At 50.0% G+C, this 17723-nt stretch carries 18 protein-coding genes and 1 pseudogene; 11 read left to right on the forward strand and 8 right to left on the reverse strand.

Going from position 1 to position 17723, the window contains the following annotated elements; translation table 11 throughout:
- Window positions 1-27 precede the first annotated feature (27 nt).
- The 3 genes from cysK to R2083_RS00620 are packed head-to-tail and all read left to right on the forward strand — an operon-like array spanning window position 28 to window position 2402.
- Complete coding sequence (gene cysK, locus R2083_RS00610; protein ID WP_317537170.1) at window positions 28-1008, forward strand: cysteine synthase A; 981 nt, start codon at window positions 28-30, stop codon at window positions 1006-1008.
- On the forward strand, window positions 1005-1955 hold the full coding sequence (gene epsC / locus R2083_RS00615) for a serine O-acetyltransferase EpsC (protein ID WP_411172368.1): 951 nt from the start codon (window positions 1005-1007) through the stop codon (window positions 1953-1955). The genes cysK and epsC overlap by 4 nt, the downstream gene beginning before the upstream one ends.
- A 33-nt stretch (window positions 1956-1988) precedes the next feature.
- Entirely contained in the window at window positions 1989-2402 is a 414-nt protein-coding gene (locus R2083_RS00620) for a heme-binding protein (protein ID WP_317537171.1), read from the forward strand.
- A gap of 52 nt (window positions 2403-2454) precedes the next feature.
- Here the strand turns inward: R2083_RS00620 and R2083_RS00625 are convergent, their stop codons facing one another.
- The 8 genes and pseudogenes from R2083_RS00625 to cysB form a co-directional block, all read right to left on the reverse strand.
- On the reverse strand, window positions 2455-2949 hold the full coding sequence (locus tag R2083_RS00625) for a DUF2165 domain-containing protein (protein ID WP_317537172.1): 495 nt from the start codon (window positions 2947-2949) through the stop codon (window positions 2455-2457).
- A 55-nt stretch (window positions 2950-3004) separates the two neighbouring features.
- Window positions 3005-3768 (reverse strand): IS5 family transposase gene (locus tag R2083_RS00630; protein ID WP_317530936.1). Its coding sequence is split into 2 segments (ribosomal slippage): window positions 3005-3453 and window positions 3453-3768, totalling 765 coding nucleotides; the frame shifts between segments, so codons are not numbered across the junction.
- A 121-nt stretch (window positions 3769-3889) separates the two neighbouring features.
- The gene (locus R2083_RS00635; protein WP_317537173.1) at window positions 3890-4756 is read right to left on the reverse strand and encodes a Tim44 domain-containing protein; all 867 of its coding nucleotides are present in this window, start codon (window positions 4754-4756) and stop codon (window positions 3890-3892) included.
- Between the two features lie 146 nt (window positions 4757-4902).
- Window positions 4903-5130, reverse strand: a pseudogene (locus tag R2083_RS00640) (DUF3293 domain-containing protein); the annotation flags it as partial.
- A gap of 21 nt (window positions 5131-5151) precedes the next feature.
- A protein-coding gene (locus R2083_RS00645) for an IS5 family transposase (protein WP_317529838.1) occupies window positions 5152-5915 on the reverse strand; the annotation gives its coding sequence in 2 pieces (ribosomal slippage) (window positions 5152-5600 and window positions 5600-5915; 765 coding nt in all).
- Window positions 5916-5927: 12 nt separating this feature from the next.
- On the reverse strand, window positions 5928-6176 hold the full coding sequence (locus R2083_RS00650) for a hypothetical protein (protein ID WP_317537174.1): 249 nt from the start codon (window positions 6174-6176) through the stop codon (window positions 5928-5930).
- On the reverse strand, window positions 6148-6702 hold the full coding sequence (locus tag R2083_RS00655) for a cytochrome c (RefSeq protein ID WP_317529661.1): 555 nt from the start codon (window positions 6700-6702) through the stop codon (window positions 6148-6150). Before R2083_RS00655 ends, R2083_RS00650 begins: the two co-directional genes overlap by 29 nt.
- An 83-nt stretch (window positions 6703-6785) precedes the next feature.
- The gene (cysB, locus tag R2083_RS00660; protein ID WP_317529662.1) at window positions 6786-7736 is read right to left on the reverse strand and encodes an HTH-type transcriptional regulator CysB; all 951 of its coding nucleotides are present in this window, start codon (window positions 7734-7736) and stop codon (window positions 6786-6788) included.
- Between the two features lie 429 nt (window positions 7737-8165).
- Here cysB and R2083_RS00665 point away from each other — a divergent pair, with 429 nt between their 5' ends.
- The 8 genes from R2083_RS00665 (at window position 8166) to R2083_RS00700 (ending at window position 17462) form a co-directional block, all read left to right on the forward strand.
- Window positions 8166-8393 (forward strand): hypothetical protein, encoded by a 228-nt coding sequence (locus R2083_RS00665; protein ID WP_090314841.1) that lies wholly within the window; start codon window positions 8166-8168, stop codon window positions 8391-8393.
- A gap of 48 nt (window positions 8394-8441) precedes the next feature.
- Window positions 8442-10184, forward strand: coding sequence for a nitrite/sulfite reductase (locus R2083_RS00670; RefSeq protein WP_317529663.1), 1743 nt, complete (start codon window positions 8442-8444; stop codon window positions 10182-10184).
- Window positions 10185-10189: 5 nt separating this feature from the next.
- Window positions 10190-10717 (forward strand): DUF934 domain-containing protein, encoded by a 528-nt coding sequence (locus tag R2083_RS00675; protein WP_317529664.1) that lies wholly within the window; start codon window positions 10190-10192, stop codon window positions 10715-10717.
- Window positions 10714-11412, forward strand: coding sequence for a phosphoadenylyl-sulfate reductase (locus R2083_RS00680; RefSeq protein WP_317529665.1), 699 nt, complete (start codon window positions 10714-10716; stop codon window positions 11410-11412). The genes R2083_RS00675 and R2083_RS00680 overlap by 4 nt, the downstream gene beginning before the upstream one ends.
- 308 nt (window positions 11413-11720) lie before the next feature.
- Window positions 11721-12143 carry a response regulator gene (locus tag R2083_RS00685; RefSeq protein WP_317529666.1) on the forward strand — a complete coding sequence of 141 codons (423 nt, stop codon included), beginning with the start codon at window positions 11721-11723 and terminating at the stop codon, window positions 12141-12143.
- A 76-nt stretch (window positions 12144-12219) separates the two neighbouring features.
- Window positions 12220-13434 (forward strand): EAL domain-containing response regulator, encoded by a 1215-nt coding sequence (locus R2083_RS00690; RefSeq protein ID WP_317537175.1) that lies wholly within the window; start codon window positions 12220-12222, stop codon window positions 13432-13434.
- Between the two features lie 96 nt (window positions 13435-13530).
- Window positions 13531-17070, forward strand: coding sequence for an FAD-dependent oxidoreductase (locus tag R2083_RS00695; RefSeq protein ID WP_411172534.1), 3540 nt, complete (start codon window positions 13531-13533; stop codon window positions 17068-17070).
- Window positions 17067-17462: an Hpt domain-containing protein gene (locus R2083_RS00700; protein WP_317537177.1), complete on the forward strand. Its 396-nt coding sequence runs from the start codon at window positions 17067-17069 to the stop codon at window positions 17460-17462. Before R2083_RS00695 ends, R2083_RS00700 begins: the two co-directional genes overlap by 4 nt.
- The last annotated feature ends 261 nt before the right edge of the window (window positions 17463-17723 follow it).

The following is a 17723-nucleotide window of genomic DNA, read 5'->3' on the forward strand; positions in this document are numbered from 1 at the left end:
TTGTATCGCATACAAAAAGGAAAACTCATGGCAAATTGGTTTGAAAATAATTCATTATCGATTGGGCGTACCCCGCTGGTGCGGCTTAATCGGGTGACGGATGGTGCGGCAGCGCTGGTGCTGGGGAAAATCGAAGGACGCAATCCGGCATACTCGGTGAAATGCCGCATTGGCGCGGCGATGATCGACGACGCTGAACGCAGAGGTTTGCTGGATCCGGGCAAAGAGATTGTCGAACCAACCAGCGGCAATACCGGGATTGCATTGGCGTTTGTCGCTGCGGCACGGGGAATTCCGCTGACCTTGACGATGCCGGAAACGATGAGTGTGGAGCGGCGCAAATTACTGGTTGCGCTGGGCGCCAAACTGGAATTGACTGAAGGCGCGCGCGGCATGAACGGCGCTTTGGCTAAGGCGGAAGAAATCGTCGCTTCTAATCCCGGGCGCTATGTGTTGTTGCAGCAATTTAGAAATCCGGCCAATCCGGCCATCCACGAGAAGACCACCGGTCCGGAAATCTGGGACGATACCGACGGCGCTGTCGATATTTTTGTCGCAGGCGTGGGAACGGGTGGCACGATTACCGGTGTTTCACGTTATCTCAAGCAAACCAAAGGCAAAGCCATTACCTCGGTGGCAGTTGAGCCTACCGCCAGTCCGGTACTATCGCAAAAGCGCGCAGGTGTGTCGCTGGCACCCGGGCCGCATAAAATTCAAGGGATCGGCGCCGGTTTTGTACCGGATAATCTCGATCTTGCGCTGGTGGACGAAATTGAACAAGTCAGTAATGAGGAAGCCATACTGTATGCGCGGCGTTTGGCGCGCGAAGAGGGTATTTTGGCAGGCATTTCCTGCGGTGCTGCGGTCGCGGCTGCGGTGCGCCACGCCAAGCGCCCTGAGAATGCAGGAAAAACCATCGTGGTGATATTGCCGGATTCCGCCGAACGTTATCTGAGCAGTATTCTTTTTGAAGGTATGTTTGATGCGCAAGGCTTGGCAACAGAGTGAACAATAGCAAGCAGACACGGGATCTTTTGCTGCGCAGCGCGCAGCTGGATGTGGATAGTATCGTAGCGGAGCTGCGCACGCTGCGGCTGGCGTCATTGGAAAGCCGCAACCGGCATGACCGGCCGCCCAGGTTGCCGTCGCGCAGGATTCTGGCCAGTGTTGCGGAAGGCTTGAGCGCGGCCATGTTTCCGAACCGGCTGGGTTCATCGGAGCTGGCGGATGAAGGCATCGATCATTATGTCGGGCATACCTTGAATATGACGTTGCGCGAGCTGATGGTGCAGATTCAAAATGAATTGCACTACAACTCGGGATTGGAAATGCTCAGCGATGAAGATCGCGCGCAATCGATTGCCATTACGCAATCCTTTGCCAAACGTTTACCGCAAATCCGCACCCTGCTGGAGAGCGATATCAAGGCGGCGTATGAGGGCGATCCGGCAGCGCGCAATCTCGATGAAGTGCTGGTTTGTTATCCCGGCATCATGGCGATTTTGCATTACCGGCTGGCGCATGTTTTGCATGGCTTGGGCGTGCCGTTGATCGCGCGCATGATTTCGGAAATCGCGCATTCGGTAACCGGTATCGAAATCCATCCCGGAGCGCAGATCGGCGGCAGTTTCTTTATCGATCACGGTACCGGCGTGGTGATTGGCGAGACCGCGATCATCGGCCAGAATGTCCGGCTGTATCAAGCGGTGACACTGGGGGCCAAACGTTTCCCGGTGGACGAGAATGGCGCCTTGGTGAAAGGGAATCTGCGCCATCCGATTGTCGAGGACGATGTGGTGATTTATGCCGGCGCTACGATATTGGGGCGCATTACCATCGGGCGAGGATCGACGATCGGCGGCAACGTCTGGTTGACGCGCAGTGTGCCGCCGGGCAGCAATATTTCCCAAGCGCAGATGCGCCAGGAAGTGTACGAAAATGGCGCTGGAATTTGATCTGTGCGATTTTATTGTAAACAAGGGTAAATTATGACGGCTCATAAACTCATACTGACGCTGGATGACGCAAAGAAAATAGTCGCCGGAGCGGAAGCGGAAGCCAAACGGAACGGCTGGCCGGTTGTCATCGCCATTGTCGACGATGGCGGGCATTTATTGCATCTGCAACGTCTTGACGGGGCGCAGTACGGCAGTACCCAAGTTGCGATTGAGAAAGCGCGTGCGGCGATTGCATTCCGCCGTCCGACTAAAATATGGGAAGAAAATATTGCCGCGGGGCATTTGCGCTATTTGAATTTGCCTGGAACATTACCGATCGAAGGCGGCCTGCCGGTTACGGTCGACAATCAATTTACCGGCGCAGTCGGTGTCAGTGGCGTGCGGTCGCATCAGGATGCGCAGATTGCTCAGGCCGGGATTGATGCTTTGTTATCGAATAAGTAAACCGTAGTATCCGCGAGCTGTTTTTTATATCGCCCGAAAAACCGGCGGCCATTCAAATCTGCTGTGCTTCATCCGCTTGGGTCAGGTAAATGAGAATGGCGGCAATGATCATCACTAAACGGAATGCAGCCTGCTGTCCATTGGCTGTTTCCGATTGCCACATCAGAAACCATTCGCCGCCAACTGCCATGAATCCGGTAAACCACAGTAACAAGCCCAGTGTCAGTCCGAGAATTGCCAAACCTTTTGCTTGATTGAAAGCGGCGGGATTTTGGATGCTCCGGTATAAACGCAATCCGCCAAGCCAGCACAGCACGGCAATAACGATTTCGGTGCCTATGATGAGGCCGTAAACGGTGTGATGAATGACCGGAGAATGAATGGCGCGCCATAACCCTTGATTACCGGGAAACGTGGTGTCCATCATCAGCACATGTGCTACCAGCGTGAAATTCGAGTTGTAATCGGTGAGGTTATTGAACACCACCAGCGAAGCATACAGTGCGAAAGCCAACACCATGACAAGTTTTGATAATCTCGTATACATGCTTCTGACTCAAACGGGAATGCTGAAAATTGATGTGATGAAGAATTAGGGTCTGTTAACACAATCTGATTGCTTCGACGATGAGAGCGAAGTGGATAAAGGAGATGAAGACGACATCGAGCTTATCGAACCTGGAGAAGATGCGGCGAAATCCCTTGAGCCTTCTGAACAATCGTTCGATCTCGTTGCGTTTTTTGTACATGGCACGGTTGTATTCCCAGGGTGACAAGCGATTTGCTTTGGGCGGAACAACCGGGATGTAACCCAAATCTAGTGCCAGTTGCCGGGTTTGGTCGCCCTCATAAGCACGATCCATCAGCAGGTAGGTGGGCGTATTGACGGGACCGAGGGAAAGCAAAAGCTGCCTGCCCTCTGGCGCATCGTGGGCGTGACCGGGCGAGAGGGCAAAGCTTATGGTTGTTCTGGAATCTGCGGCAACCAGATGAATTTTGGTGGTCCATCCACCTCGAGATTTTCCGATGGATTGGGGGCCGTTTTTTTTAACGCACCCGTACCGTCGGGATGGACTTTGATGCTGGTGCTGTCCAGCGAAACAGTTTCAATACGGATACGGATGATTTGCTGATGCTGAAGTTGCCCAAATACATGGCTCAGTACACCACTCTTTGCCCAGCGATTCATGCGGGTATAGATGGTATGCCAGTTGCCGAATCGCTTGGGCAGTCCTCGCCACTTGCAGCCATGCTCGGCAACGTAAAGAATGGCATTGAGAACTTGCAGATTGGAATGGCTGACGTTGCCACGCTGACGCGGCAGGCAGTGCTCGATCTGTTGATATTGAGTTTCGGTGATTTCCATCACCAAATTATATCAAATAGCGTTAACAGGCCCTAGAAAAGAGATTCTGCTTTGGTTGAAACCCGGCCAGATTATAGTGTCAGAGGCATGTCTGGCCGGGGTGAAGCTACTACCGTAAGAGTTACGGAACTTGTTGAATTCCGGACAATAACCAAGTGGCGTTAGGATCTTTCAAATCTTTTTGCACGTGCCAGATTTCATCAAATGCTTCCGGTTCGCCGTTTGGAAGTTCGCGCAGCTGGCCGGTGAAGCGCACGCTGGCAATCGCCATATCCTCGGTAGTTTCCACTTCCAGCAAGTTGGCATCGATAAACATGACTTCCGATTTTTGTTGCGTATCGCCCTGTTCTTTCATCTGTGCGCTTATTTCCGCCAGCATTTCCGCGGTTGTGAAATCACGGATTTCATTGATATCGCCACGATCATGCGCGGCCTGTAAGCGGATAAACGAAGCTTTGGCGTTGCGGATAAAAGGTTCTACTTTGAAATCCGCAGGAATATTCGATTGCTGATATGTGCCTCCGCTGTCTTCACCGGAAGCAGTTTCTGCAGGTGCAGTGAAGGGGGGCGTATTGAAACGGTCTTGCGTACCCGCAGCAGCACCCATGCCGGAATACTGCATCGAAGCTGCTTGCTCCGCTCTGGGTTTTCGCAGCATACGGATGACGAAGAAAACAACGCCAATCAGTAACGCCATAATCACAAAATCCATCATGTTGATATTTTCAAACGCACCGCCCATGAATAGCGCAGCCAATAAGCCGCCTGCTGCCAGACCCGCTAATGCGCCGCCCCATTTGCTGCCAGCGGAAGGAGCCGCGGCTGGTGTTGCAGCAGGCGCTGCTTTTTGCGTATTGGGTGCCGGATTGACCGATTGGCGTTGCGTGCCTATATTTTTACCGCCGCCCATACGTTTTGCTTCCGCATCGAAAGCGAGTAATCCAAAACTAAGAAAAGCCAAAGTCAGAAAGGTGAGTGTCTGCTTCATCGTTTTGTCTCCCAAACTGTTATTAAAAGATTGAGTATAGCATCGTGCTTGTATTACCAGCTATACAGAATTTTTCGACCTTGGATATCCTGAAAAATTTCAAGTTATTTTGTTACTGCAGGTAATGGATGAAGTGTCTTACGCGACTAACGCAGCAAGTGCAGACGGGGAATTGCGTTACGATCAATCCACACAATCGCATTTTGGTTAAATTGCTGCCCCAATGATTTTGCGCTGTGTATATCGATCCCGGGGATAAAAAAACTTTTTTCTGCCGGCCATACGCCAGCCGGATCCGTGTGCACACTTTCAATGCTTGGATAAGCGTGACAGACCAGAAAATGTCTCAGTGATTCATGCGCCGCTACGTTTTTCTCATTGCTGACTAGGGCCTGTTAACACAATCTGATTGCTTCGACGATGAGAGCGAAGTGGATAAAGGAGATGAAGACGACATCGAGCTTATCGAACCTGGAGAAGATGCGGCGAAATCCCTTGAGCCTTCTGAACAATCGTTCGATCTCGTTGCGTTTTTTGTACATGGCACGGTTGTATTCCCAGGGTGACAAGCGATTTGCTTTGGGCGGAACAACCGGGATGTAACCCAAATCTAGTGCCAGTTGCCGGGTTTGGTCGCCCTCATAAGCACGATCCATCAGCAGGTAGGTGGGCGTATTGACGGGACCGAGGGAAAGCAAAAGCTGCCTGCCCTCTGGCGCATCGTGGGCGTGACCGGGCGAGAGGGCAAAGCCTATGGTTGTTCTGGAATCTGCGGCAACCAGATGAATTTTGGTGGTCCATCCACCTCGAGATTTTCCGATGGATTGGGGGCCGTTTTTTTTAACGCACCCGTACCGTCGGGATGGACTTTGATGCTGGTGCTGTCCAGCGAAACAGTTTCAATACGGATACGGATGATTTGCTGATGCTGAAGTTGCCCAAATACATGGCTCAGTACACCACTCTTTGCCCAGCGATTCATGCGGGTATAGATGGTATGCCAGTTGCCGAATCGCTTGGGCAGTCCTCGCCACTTGCAGCCATGCTCGGCAACGTAAAGAATGGCATTGAGAACTTGCAGATTGGAATGGCTGACGTTGCCACGCTGACGCGGCAGGCAGTGCTCGATCTGTTGATATTGAGTTTCGGTGATTTCCATCACCAAATTATATCAAATAGCGTTAACAGGCCCTAATTGGCTGCACGGGTTATAGGCGCTGATGATCGCCGCGCAAGATTGATTTGACGTCGCCAAGAATTGCGCGAGCGGTTCTGAGTATTGATCGATTTTTAGCGTAATGCATTCAGTTGCAGTGCCGATCCGGTAATCCGCGTGGGTGTAGTTTGCGATCAGTGAACCGGAGATCGTTGAAGAAACGGGATTTTTCCGGCTAATGTTCATGCGCATGGCTATGGTCATGCGCGGAATCCTTGGCTGAATGGACGAGCTCATCGTATTGCTCGGGTGTCATATGGCTCATTTTGAGGATGAAGGCGGTCATTGCCCAAATCGAATCATCGTCGTGACTGAGCCCCCAAGCCGGCATAGCGGTCATTTTCAAACCGTTTTTGATTACCCAGAAATATTCTTTGGCGCGATCCTGTTTTCCGGCTTGATCGATGACCGGTTCGCGCTGATGAAATACCGGCGGCTGGGGGTACAAACCGATGGAAAGTTCGGTTGGCTTCAAGCCGGGTGCAAGATGGCAGACCGGGCACATGGCATCGTAGTGAACCGCACCTGCCAACAGCAGCTTCTCATCATCCAAAGGCGGTACTTCGAGATCCTTGGCGCGCGCTTCAATGGAGCTTTCACGCACCCATTCGATGATTTTTTCAGTGATGGCCCAATGCTTCTCGGTGGCTGCCATATTGTAAGCACCGGAACCAAGAGCGGTTATGACCAGAACGAGTAATGCCAAAAACAAACTCAGAATCTTTTTCATGTTTCACCTCTATTAGATGATTGAGCGCTGGTTGCTTGGGCCGGATAGCTTTGCGATCATCGTACTTTCAATTCCGGTGAGAATCAACTTGCATTCTCGGGATCGGCGGATTTGCCTCTTTCCAGCTTGCTTTGAATACTGGCGTGATCAAGATGAGGCGCAAACATTTCGATGAAATCAAGAATATAACCACGCATATAGCTATTGCGGCTGATACCGATGCGTGTGGTGCTGGGTTCAAATAGATGACTGGCATCGATGGATCTGAGGGTTTTATCGCGCTTGGCATCGAAAGCCATGTTGGCAAGAATGCCAACACCCAGTCCCAGCTCCACATAGGTTTTAATCACGTCAGAGTCAATTGCGGTGAGTACCACATTGGGTTCTAATCCGCAGCTTGCGAATGCCTGGTTGATTTTTGAACGGCCGGTAAAAGTCGAATCATAAGTGATGATGGGATAGCGATTGATCGCTTCCAGCGTGAGTTTTTTTAATTTCAGCAACGGATGTTTGGGCGGCACGATGATGCAGCGGTTCCACTGATAGCAGGGCAGCATGATAAGCTCTTTATATTGTTCAAGCGCTTCGGTGGCGATTCCAATATCCGCTTCACCCGAAGTGACCAAAGCGGCAATCTGTACCGGGCTGCCTTGCCGCAAAATGAGTTTGACCTTCGGGTAGCGCGCGGTAAAACGCTTGATTACAGGTGGCAAAGAATAACGCGCCTGAGTGTGAGTGGTCGCGATGGTTAACGTGCCGCCGGCTTCGTTGGTAAATTCTTGTGCTATTTTCTTCAGGTTGTCAGCGTCACGCAGCATTTTGACGGCTGTTTGTATGATCAATTGTCCTGGCGGTGTTATTTTTACAATGCGTTTGCCATTGCGCAGAAAAATATCGACGCCGAGTTCTTCTTCGAGCAATTGGATTTGCTTGCTGATAGCCGGTTGAGAAGTGTGCAGATTTTTTGCCGCCCTAGATAAGTTCATGTCCTGATTGGCGGTTTCGCATAAATAGCGCAGTTGCTGAAGTTTCATAGGTTACGCCTGCTAATAAAAAATGGTGATATGTATCTAATATAATATTATTTTGATTTATAAATAGGTATTGGTATCATGCCATGCGGCTAAAAGTGGAAAAATGCGGTTGCAAGATTCATTCTGTCAGGTTCTCTGATTAGTTTCATTTATCATACACACTAGAATTGATTGCCGTGACAAGTTACAGGCGATTCCGCTTGGTTTTTTGATAAAATAACAAATTACGCTAAGCTCCGTAAAAAAATGTGAACAAAGACGGCTAAGCAGCGGTAACGGTTGTCAATACGATTGCAGTGTGTTGAATTTTAATAAAAGTGAAAAAGCTGATGCCGTGCATCAGGATGATAAGGTGAGCGGCTGGGGTGGCGGATTGCTGATTATTGGCAGGTCTCGGCAATTTCCCATTAATGAAACTAGGATTAATTAATGAGTACAAATATTGAGAATAAACCGAAACAAGTAACATGGTTTAATGGGTGTGGCGGACGGATCGGTATCGTGGTGGGCGAAAGCGGTGAGCATGCCTATATCGGCATGGCATTGCGGCATGATGAAGACGATGATGTGGACCATATCATGAAGTATGGCGCCAAATTTCCATTGGATGCGGCCTTATTGCTGCCGGTATCGAAACGATATACGCAAGAATCCTAAAGGCAAATCCATTGGGTATCTTTGAATGAATAGGCGGGGAAATTAACGATGTATCGCTATGATGAATATGATCAGCAAATAGTGGATGAACGTGTCAGGCAGTACCGCGATCAGGTGCGCCGCCGTCTTTCCGGTGAATTGACCGAGCAAGAGTTTTTGCCGTTGCGGTTGCAAAACGGTTTGTACATGCAAATACATGGGTACATGTTACGGATTGCGGTGCCCTACGGCCTGATTTCTTCGCAGCAGATGCGTATGTTTGCGCATATTGCGCGTAAGTATGACCGTGGTTATGGTCATTTCACCACACGTCAGAACATTCAATTCAATTGGCTCAAATTGCAGGATACACCCGATATCCTAGCCGATTTGGCGTCGGTGCAAATGCATGGTATTCAAACCTCAGGCAATTGTGTTCGCAATATCACTTCGGATGAATTTGCCGGTGTTGCACAGGACGAAGTGGTGGATCCGCGTCCGTATGCCGAGATTTTGCGCCAATGGAGCACGTTTCATCCGGAATTTGCCTATTTGCCGCGCAAATTCAAGATCGCCATCAGCGGTGGTAAAGAAGACCGTGCAGCCATTTATGCGCACGATATCGGATTGGCGGCTATCAAAAATGCGCAAGGTGAAGTTGGCTTCCGGGTTGTGGTGGGTGGCGGATTGGGACGTACACCGATTATTGGCAGTGAAATCTGTGAATTTGTGCCACGGCAGCATATTTTGACGTATGTCGAATCCATTCTGCGGATATATAACCAGTATGGCCGCCGCGACAATAAGTATAAAGCGCGTATCAAGATTCTGGTCAAGGCGCTGGGGATCGATGAATTCAAACGTCAGGTTGAAGCAGACTGGGCGGATCTGAAAGACGGTCCCGGCACGTTAACCGGCGAGGAAGTCGACCGGGTCGCATCATTCTTTACCGATCCGGCGTATGAAACATTACCCGATCATGATTCGAAGCTGAATGAATTCAAAGCGGACAGCCGCTCGTTCTCGAATTGGCTATCGCGCAACGTCAAGCCGCACCGGGTTCCCGGTTATGCGATTGTGGTATTGTCATTGAAAAAACCGGGCAATGCACCCGGTGATGCCACCGCTGAGCAAATGGATTTTGTTGCGGATCTAGCGGATCGCTACAGTTTCGGTGAATTGCGCATCACGCATAAACAAAATCTGGTATTGGCGGATGTCCGGCAAAAGGATTTGATCAGTCTGTGGCAAGAGGCTTCCGCTCAGGAGTTGACGACGCCCAATATCGGTATGCTGACGGATATTATCAGTTGCCCGGGCGCGGAATTCTGCACGCTGGCCAACGCACGCTCGATTCCGCTGGCGAAATTGATTGCCGAGCGTTTTGAGAATCTGGATTATTTGTACGATATCGGTGAAATTACGCTGAATATTTCAGGCTGCGTCAATGCCTGCGGACAGCACCACATCGGCAATATCGGTATCACCGGTGTGGAGAAGAAAGATCACGATGAGTGGTATCAAGTATCAATCGGTGGCGCGGAAGGTAACGACAGCTCGATCAGCAAAATTATCGGTCCTTCCTTTACCTTCCATCAAGTGCCGGAAGTCATTGAGCGGTTGATTCATGTCTATTTGCGTGAACGCTTCGAAGACGAAAGTTTTATCGGCACGGTACGCCGCATCGGCCATGCGCCTTTCAAAGAGCATGTGTATGCGACCGATTTCGTCGCACAGGAAGATGAAACTGCCAGCAAACACGTCGTGCTGCCCGCGCACTACGAGGTGCCTTATTATTCCCCCAGGTTTTAATGGACATGATTATCAAAAATAAAGCTATTGTCGCGGATGATTGGATGGTGTTGCGGTTGCAGGAACAAGAAACTCCTGAAAACGTTAGTGTTGCACCCGGTAAAGTCATTGTGCCGCTGAAAGTATGGCAAGCGCAACGTGAAACATTGCAACAACGCAAGGAAATCGGCGTATGGCTGGCCAGCGATGAGCGGCCTGAAGAATTGAAAGGCGATATAGAAAAATTTTCCGTAATTGCGGTTGATTTTCCGAAATTCTCGGATGGCCGTGGTTACTCGATCGCCTTTAATCTGCGCGCGCGCTTAGGGTATAGCGGAGAGTTGCGTGCGATTGGCGATGTATTGCGCGATCAGTTGTTTTATTTACAGCGCGTGGGTTTTGACGCGTTTGCGCCGCGCCCGGACCGGAAAATTGAAGATGTGATAAAAGGTTTGGGCGATTTTTCTGAAGTGTATCAAACTTCGTTTGATCAAAAACTGCCGTTGTTCCGGCGCGTACAGCGCAAAGCAAACGAAGCGGCATCCGGTCAATGAGTGATTTGCAACAAAAAATCGAGCAGGTTGTTGCGGTTCTGACCGAAACAACCTGTGACTTTGCGCCAGTTACCTTTGCCAACAGTCTGGGCGCGGAAGATATGGTTTTGACCGATATCATTGACCGCTATCAGCTCGATATCGATATGTTCAGTCTGGATACCGGCCGTTTGCCGCAAGAGACCTATGATTTGATGCAAGTCGTGCGGGAGCGGTACAAAACACCGTTGCGTATCTATTTTCCCAATGTAAAACAGGTTGAGGCCTATGTCGCCGAGCATGGCGTCAATGGGTTTTATGACAGTATCGAGTTGCGCAAGGCATGCTGCCATATCCGTAAAGTCGAACCACTGCGCCGCGCCTTGCAGGGTAAGCGCGCCTGGATCACCGGAATGCGAAGCGAACAAGCATCGACCCGGTCGAATTTGAAAGTATCGGCTTACGACATGGACAACCGCATGCAGAAAGTCAATCCATTACTGGATTGGTCCAATGCGGAAGTCTGGGAATATCTCAAGCACTATGAAGTGCCTTATAACAAGCTGCACGATAAGTTTTATCCCAGCATCGGCTGCGCGCCTTGCACTCGTGCCATTACACCGGGAGAGGATATCCGCTCCGGGCGCTGGTGGTGGGAAGCACCGGAGAATAAAGAGTGTGGATTGCACAGCAGCAAGGTTGTACCCATAAAATAACACCTGCGATTTGTTTGTACGTCATTGTTGTAAATCATTTGAGTTGGGTTGGAATCTGCTTAACTGTTGGAATGATTGCTTGATGGCTGTGGTGTTGTGATCTGAACAAAAATAAAACTGAACTGAACTTGTGTTTAATATTGCCGTGCCTTTCCCTTGTGAATTAGGGGGAAATTCATTGCGGCCGTAGTGTGTATTTCTGAGTGATATCAAATCAAGTATGCGATAAATTCGCAGATACGGGTAGAATATCGGCTGGAATTCATCGGGCTGGCAGTGTAAGGAAAATATTAAATCAAGCTAACAGTATGAATTTGATAAAAGAACAGAATAAAAAACTGAAGGGATTTACTATCCTGGTGGTGGAAGATAACGAATTGAACCAGCAAGTTGCTAAAGGCTTGCTGGAATATAACGGTGCGACTGTAGCGATAGCCAATCATGGAAAAGAAGCATTGGAGATGTTGAGTAAATCTCCCTTCGACTGCGTATTGATGGATATTCAAATGCCCGTGATGGATGGCTTGGAAGCCACGCAATTAATCCGTGCCAACCCGCAGTGCCCGGATACTTTGATCATTGCAGTAACAGCCAATGCAGACCAGCATCACAAAGATTTATGCCAAAGCGCGGGTATGAATGATTTTTTGACAAAACCAATTGATCCAGAACGGTTGGTCAATACGCTGTTGAAGTGGCTGATGCCAAAACCCGATGCACAGATCTCATGAGCGCTAAAAGATAAAAATGAATGGTTTTTTCTTGCTAAATCGGCTGCTTCTGATTGCGTATTAATTACATTTCTGGATGAATAACGAAAAGCCGATACGTGTGCTGGTGCTCGATGATGACAGATTTATGCTTGAATTTGTCAGTCATTTGCTCAGGGATCTGGGCGTCAGCGAAGTGCTGGTTGCTGAGGATGGCAAGGCTGGCTTGTTTGTTATGTCCGCGCAAGTCTCTGCGATTGACTTGCTGATTTGTGATATTGAAATGCCGGGTATGGATGGTATTGAGTTTCTGCGCAATATTGCGGATCAATATTACAACGGTAAGATCGTGTTATTTTCCGGTGTTAATCCCGATTTGCTCAAAGCAACAGAACGCTTGGCTTCTGTACGCGGGTTGAATGTCATTGGCACATTGGCAAAACCGGTGACGGTCGGTTCGCTGGCAGCCATTTTGGATCAGCTATCGATACCTGTCCCGAGACGTGCTAATCCGGCCCGGATACGGCAGATTTTTACGATGGAAGAGATTCAGCAGGCCTTGGCGGCGGATCAGATTGAATTATTTTATCAACCCAAAATCGCCGTCTCCAGCCGCCGTGTTACCAGTGTCGAGTGCTTGGCACGGTGGTGTCATGCGCAATACGGATATGTTTCTCCGGATAACTTCATACCGGTGATTGAGCAAAGTGGATTGATCAATGACTTTACTCGTGATGTATTGAGAAAATCCGCTCTGCAATTGGATTTGTGGCTGCAACAAGGGTTTGATTTAAAGATTTCAGTCAATGTTTCCATGGAAAATCTGGACCGGTTTAATTTGCCGGAAATTTATGCAATGGCCGTGCGCGATTGTTATGTGCCGATTGACCGGATAACGCTGGAAATTACCGAGGGCAAGCTGGGAAAGGATTTCGCGCAATCCTTGGACATTCTGACGCGGCTTAGGCTGAAGGGGTTTGGATTGGCTATCGACGATTTCGGCATAGGCTACTCATCGATGGAAACGCTCAAACATATGCCCTTTACCGAGCTCAAAGTCGATCGTATTTTCGCGCATGGCGCGGCAAAAGATCCGGCAACTCGTGCCATTCTGGAGTCGAGTATAAAATTAGGTAAGGCGCTTGGCTTGAATGTCGTGGTGGAAGGCATTGAGACCCGAGCAGATTACCAGCTGGCGGTAGAACTCGGATGTGATGAAATTCAAGGATTTTTTATTGCGAAACCGATGCCCAGCGGTGAGTTTACCGAATGGTTATCGAAACATGAAAAAACACGGGATGAGCGATTCTAAACGATCGGGGTTTTGGACAATAACCAAACACCGGCTGTAAGTACATTCGTATAAAATTAAGTAACAAGTGACTAATTGATTAAGAATATGACAAAAATGGATGCAACGTTGCACACTCAAACGGGAACAATCGCTGATACGTCTAATTTTAGCTTTGGCTTTACCATAGCCGATTTCTACCGGCGAAGCGGCTTGGTCAGGCTGGATCAAGTATTTCTGGATTTTCTTCGCACCGGCGATGAAGCGCTGTATAAAAAATTAGAGATTGCGCGCGCGCATCCGGATGATTTACTGCCTAAAGATGAATCCGCTTTATTGATCGAGATTGCGCCTTGGTTAGAAGATTTCATTGCCCGGTTGTTCAACATTGAGACCGAAGTGCAGCAATTGGCGGTGCGGCATCACGAATTGGCGCCGCTGTATTTTTGTAAGCGGCAATTTGTTCAGCGTCGCGCCAAAAGTAAAGTGAGCGATGAAGAGCTGGCAGGCATTGATGGCTTGGCGCTGGAAAAAGAACTGGCAGCTGAATTCGGCGAGGCTTTCTCAGAACTGATTTTCGCGACCAAAGTCACGCAGTGGATGGACGCGGAAGCGGAAAATGAAGCCCGTTTGAACAAAGCACTGCAATATGCAGCTTGGGCGTTACGCACACCGGCAGGCCAGCAGCATACGCATCAGGGTATTTTGTTCAAATCCCCTGCAAAGCTCGATTTTCAGCATCTGCTCTCGCTGCAAACGGATGATTCTGCCGGTTATACGATGCACCAGCTTGGGCATTTGCGTGAGCGCAACGGTTTTGCACTGACTGATAACGGCACCGATCTGATGGGTGCGCTTGATGAAACCAATTACTGCATCTGGTGCCATGAGCAGGGCAAGGACTCGTGCTCCAAGGGATTGATACAAAAATCCAAATCTTCGGATGAGCCACCCGCGTTCAAACGTAGCGAACTGGGTGCATTGCTGGCAGGTTGTCCGCTGGAAGAACGCATTTCGGAGTTTCATAAACTCAAATCGCAGGGTGTCGCCGTGGGCAGTTTGGCCATGATTACACTGGATAATCCGATGTGTGCCGGTACCGGTCACCGTATCTGCAACGATTGCATGAAATCCTGCATCTATCAGAAGCAAGAGCCGGTTGATATTCCACAAGCCGAGACCCGCACGTTGAAGGACGTATTGGCGCTGCCGTGGGGATTTGAGATTTATAGTCTGCTGACGCGCTGGAATCCTTTGAATCTGCACCGTCCAGTACCGAAACCGGCATCCGGACGCAAGGTTCTGGTGGTGGGCATGGGACCGGCCGGTTACACGCTGGCACACCATTTAATGAATGAAGGGCACACCGTCGTCGGCATTGACGGACTTAAGATCGAACCTCTGCCGGGAGACATCTCGGGTGTTAACCAGAAGGGTGAACGTGTGCCATTTCAAGCGATCCGCCTTGCCAGTACGCTGGAAGAAAATCTGGATCAACGGATGCCGGGCGGTTTCGGAGGGGTGGCGGAATATGGCATTACCGTGCGCTGGAATAAAAACTTTCTGAAACTGATCCGCTTGTTACTGGAACGCCGGGAAGAATTCGCATTGTTTGGCGGCGTGCGTTTTGGCGGCACATTGACGACCGATGATGCTTTTGCCATGGGATTCGACCATGTAGCACTGGCTGCCGGTGCCGGGCGTCCGACCGTGCTGGATTTGCCGAATGGATTGGCGCGCGGTGTGCGTGCGGCATCGGATTTTCTGATGGGGCTGCAACTGACAGGAGCCGCGCAGAGCGATTCCATTGCCAATATGCAGCTACGCTTGCCGGTGGTGGTGATTGGCGGCGGTTTGACCGCGATCGATACCGCAACCGAAGCACTGGCGTATTATCCAGTACAGGTGGAGAAATTCCTGCAGCGCTATGAAATTCTAACGGCGGTGCAAGGGGAGGCGGCAATCCGTGCAGTATGGGATGAGGAAGAACAGCAAATTGCCGATGAATTTCTCGTGCATGCCCGCGCCATTCGCGCCGAACGGGCGGTAGCTGAACAGGAAAAACGCACGCCGCGTATCATCCCTCTGCTGCAATCCTGGGGTGGCGCAACCATCGCCTACCGCAAGCGTTTGATCGACAGTCCTTCCTATACGCTGAACCATGAAGAAGTGGAAAAAGCGCTGGAAGAAGGAATCTGGTTTGCCGAGGGAATGACGCCAACGCGGGTTAACATTGATGCCTGGGGACATACCCAGTCGGTGCAATTTGCCGTACAGAAACGCGATGAAACCGGACAGTGGCAGGATGCCGGCAAGGTTGAATTACCGGCGCGCGCTTTGCTCGTTGCTGCGGGAACGCAGCCCAATACGGTATTGGCGCGTGAAGATGGAGAAATTTATCAACTCGATGGCCGCTACTTCAATGCATGCGATGAAGATGGTCATCCGATCAAGCCGACGTACGCCAATCCCAAACCGGACTATCCGTCGGTATTGCTGAGCCGTTACAAGGATGGGCAAGATGGGCGTTTCATCAGTTTCTTTGGCGATTTGCACCCTTCTTATTCGGGTAACGTCGTGAAAGCGATGTCCAGCGCCAAACAAGGTTATCCGGTGGTAAGCCGGGTATTGGAGCGGATCAAACCGTCGTTGGATCAACCCGCCGGGCAATTTTTCGCAAACTTGAACAACCGGCTGCGGGCAATGGTTTACAAAGTGGAAAGGCTTGCTCCGAATATTATCGAAGTGGTTGTGCATGCACCGATGGCGGCGGAACATTTTCAACCGGGTCAGTTTTACCGCTTCCAGAATTTTGCCACGCTGGCGGCACAGGCCGAAAATACCCGGCTGGCGATGGAAGGTCTTGCATTGACGGGAGCTTCGGTGGACATTGAACGCGGATTGGTTTCGCTCATTGTTCTGGAAATGGGCGGATCTTCCGATCTGTGCGCAATGTTGAAACCGGGTGAGCCGGTTGTGCTGATGGGGCCAACGGGAACACCGACAGAAATTCCATCCAATGAAACCGTGGTGCTGGTGGGAGGCGGTTTAGGCAATGCGGTGTTGTTCTCCATTGGCGCAGCGGCACGCGTAGCGGGATCGAAAGTGCTGTATTTCGCTGGCTACAAAAAGCTGGTCGATCGCTACAAAGTGGCGGAAATTGAAGCTGCGGCTGACATCGTGGTATGGTGCTGCGATGAAGCGCCGGGTTTTACGGCGACGCGTCCGCAAGATAAAAGCTATGTCGGGAATATCGTCCAGGCCATGGTGGCTTACGCCAGTGGTGAGCTGGGTGCGCAGCCGGTGGCCTTGTCCGATGCCGATCATATTATTGCGATCGGTTCGGATCGCATGATGGCGGCAGTCGGGGTTGCGCGTCATCATCAGTTGAAGCCTTACTTGAAAGCGGACCATTTTGCGATCGGTTCGATCAATTCGCCGATGCAGTGCATGATGAAGGAAATCTGCGCGCAGTGCCTGCAACCTCATGAAGATCCCGAGACCGGAAAAATTACCTATGTATTCTCCTGCTTTAATCAGGATCAACCTTTGGATCAGGTCGATTTCCCCGGACTAGCAACGCGCTTGCGGCAGAATACGGTACAAGAGAAACTGACCAGCCGCTGGATCGATCGTTGTTTAAAAACCGGAGTATGACGGAAGTGATAAAACAAGTCGAAGCAGGATCGGATCCGGAAGCGCCGTTACCGGTTGATATTTCAGTGATGAGTCAGATGTTTCATAATAACTCAGCGCTGGTACGTAAATTCGGCCTCAAATTTATCGAAGTGGCCAATGATACGTTAGTGGAAATGAAAGCCGCGCAAGCTGAAAAAGATTTGCTTGCGCTTGGCCGCTTAGGACATAAATTGAAATCTTCGGCCAGAACAATCGGTGCTGCGGGTTTTGCCGATTTATGCGAAGCGCTTGAGACCGCGGGTGTCAATAATAACTGGTCCGACGCGGAATCGTTGCTAACAAAGATTCCGCCCTTGCTGGAGCGGATTACACGACAATTGGAAAACGAATTCAGCAAAATGGATGAGTGAACTTCGTGGCAAAAACCGCAGTTTTCCAGGCAGCTTAAGAAAAATGCATTGAGATGAGTGGCGGAGCAGCCGGTTTCATCCGCTGCTCTGTACGCTTCATGTGTTGTCATTATCACTACAATAAACTGGGTCAGTTATCAAAGAATCCAGTCATATCAAGTTTTTCCTGATCCAATTAATGGCATTGCGCGCAAATTGATTTATAATCCGCAATTCATTAAAAAATTAAGCACAATTTTAGTTTTTATTTGCAAGCAGGTT

The organism is Nitrosomonas sp. Is35, from assembly GCF_033063295.1.
GTDB lineage: Bacteria > Pseudomonadota > Gammaproteobacteria > Burkholderiales > Nitrosomonadaceae > Nitrosomonas.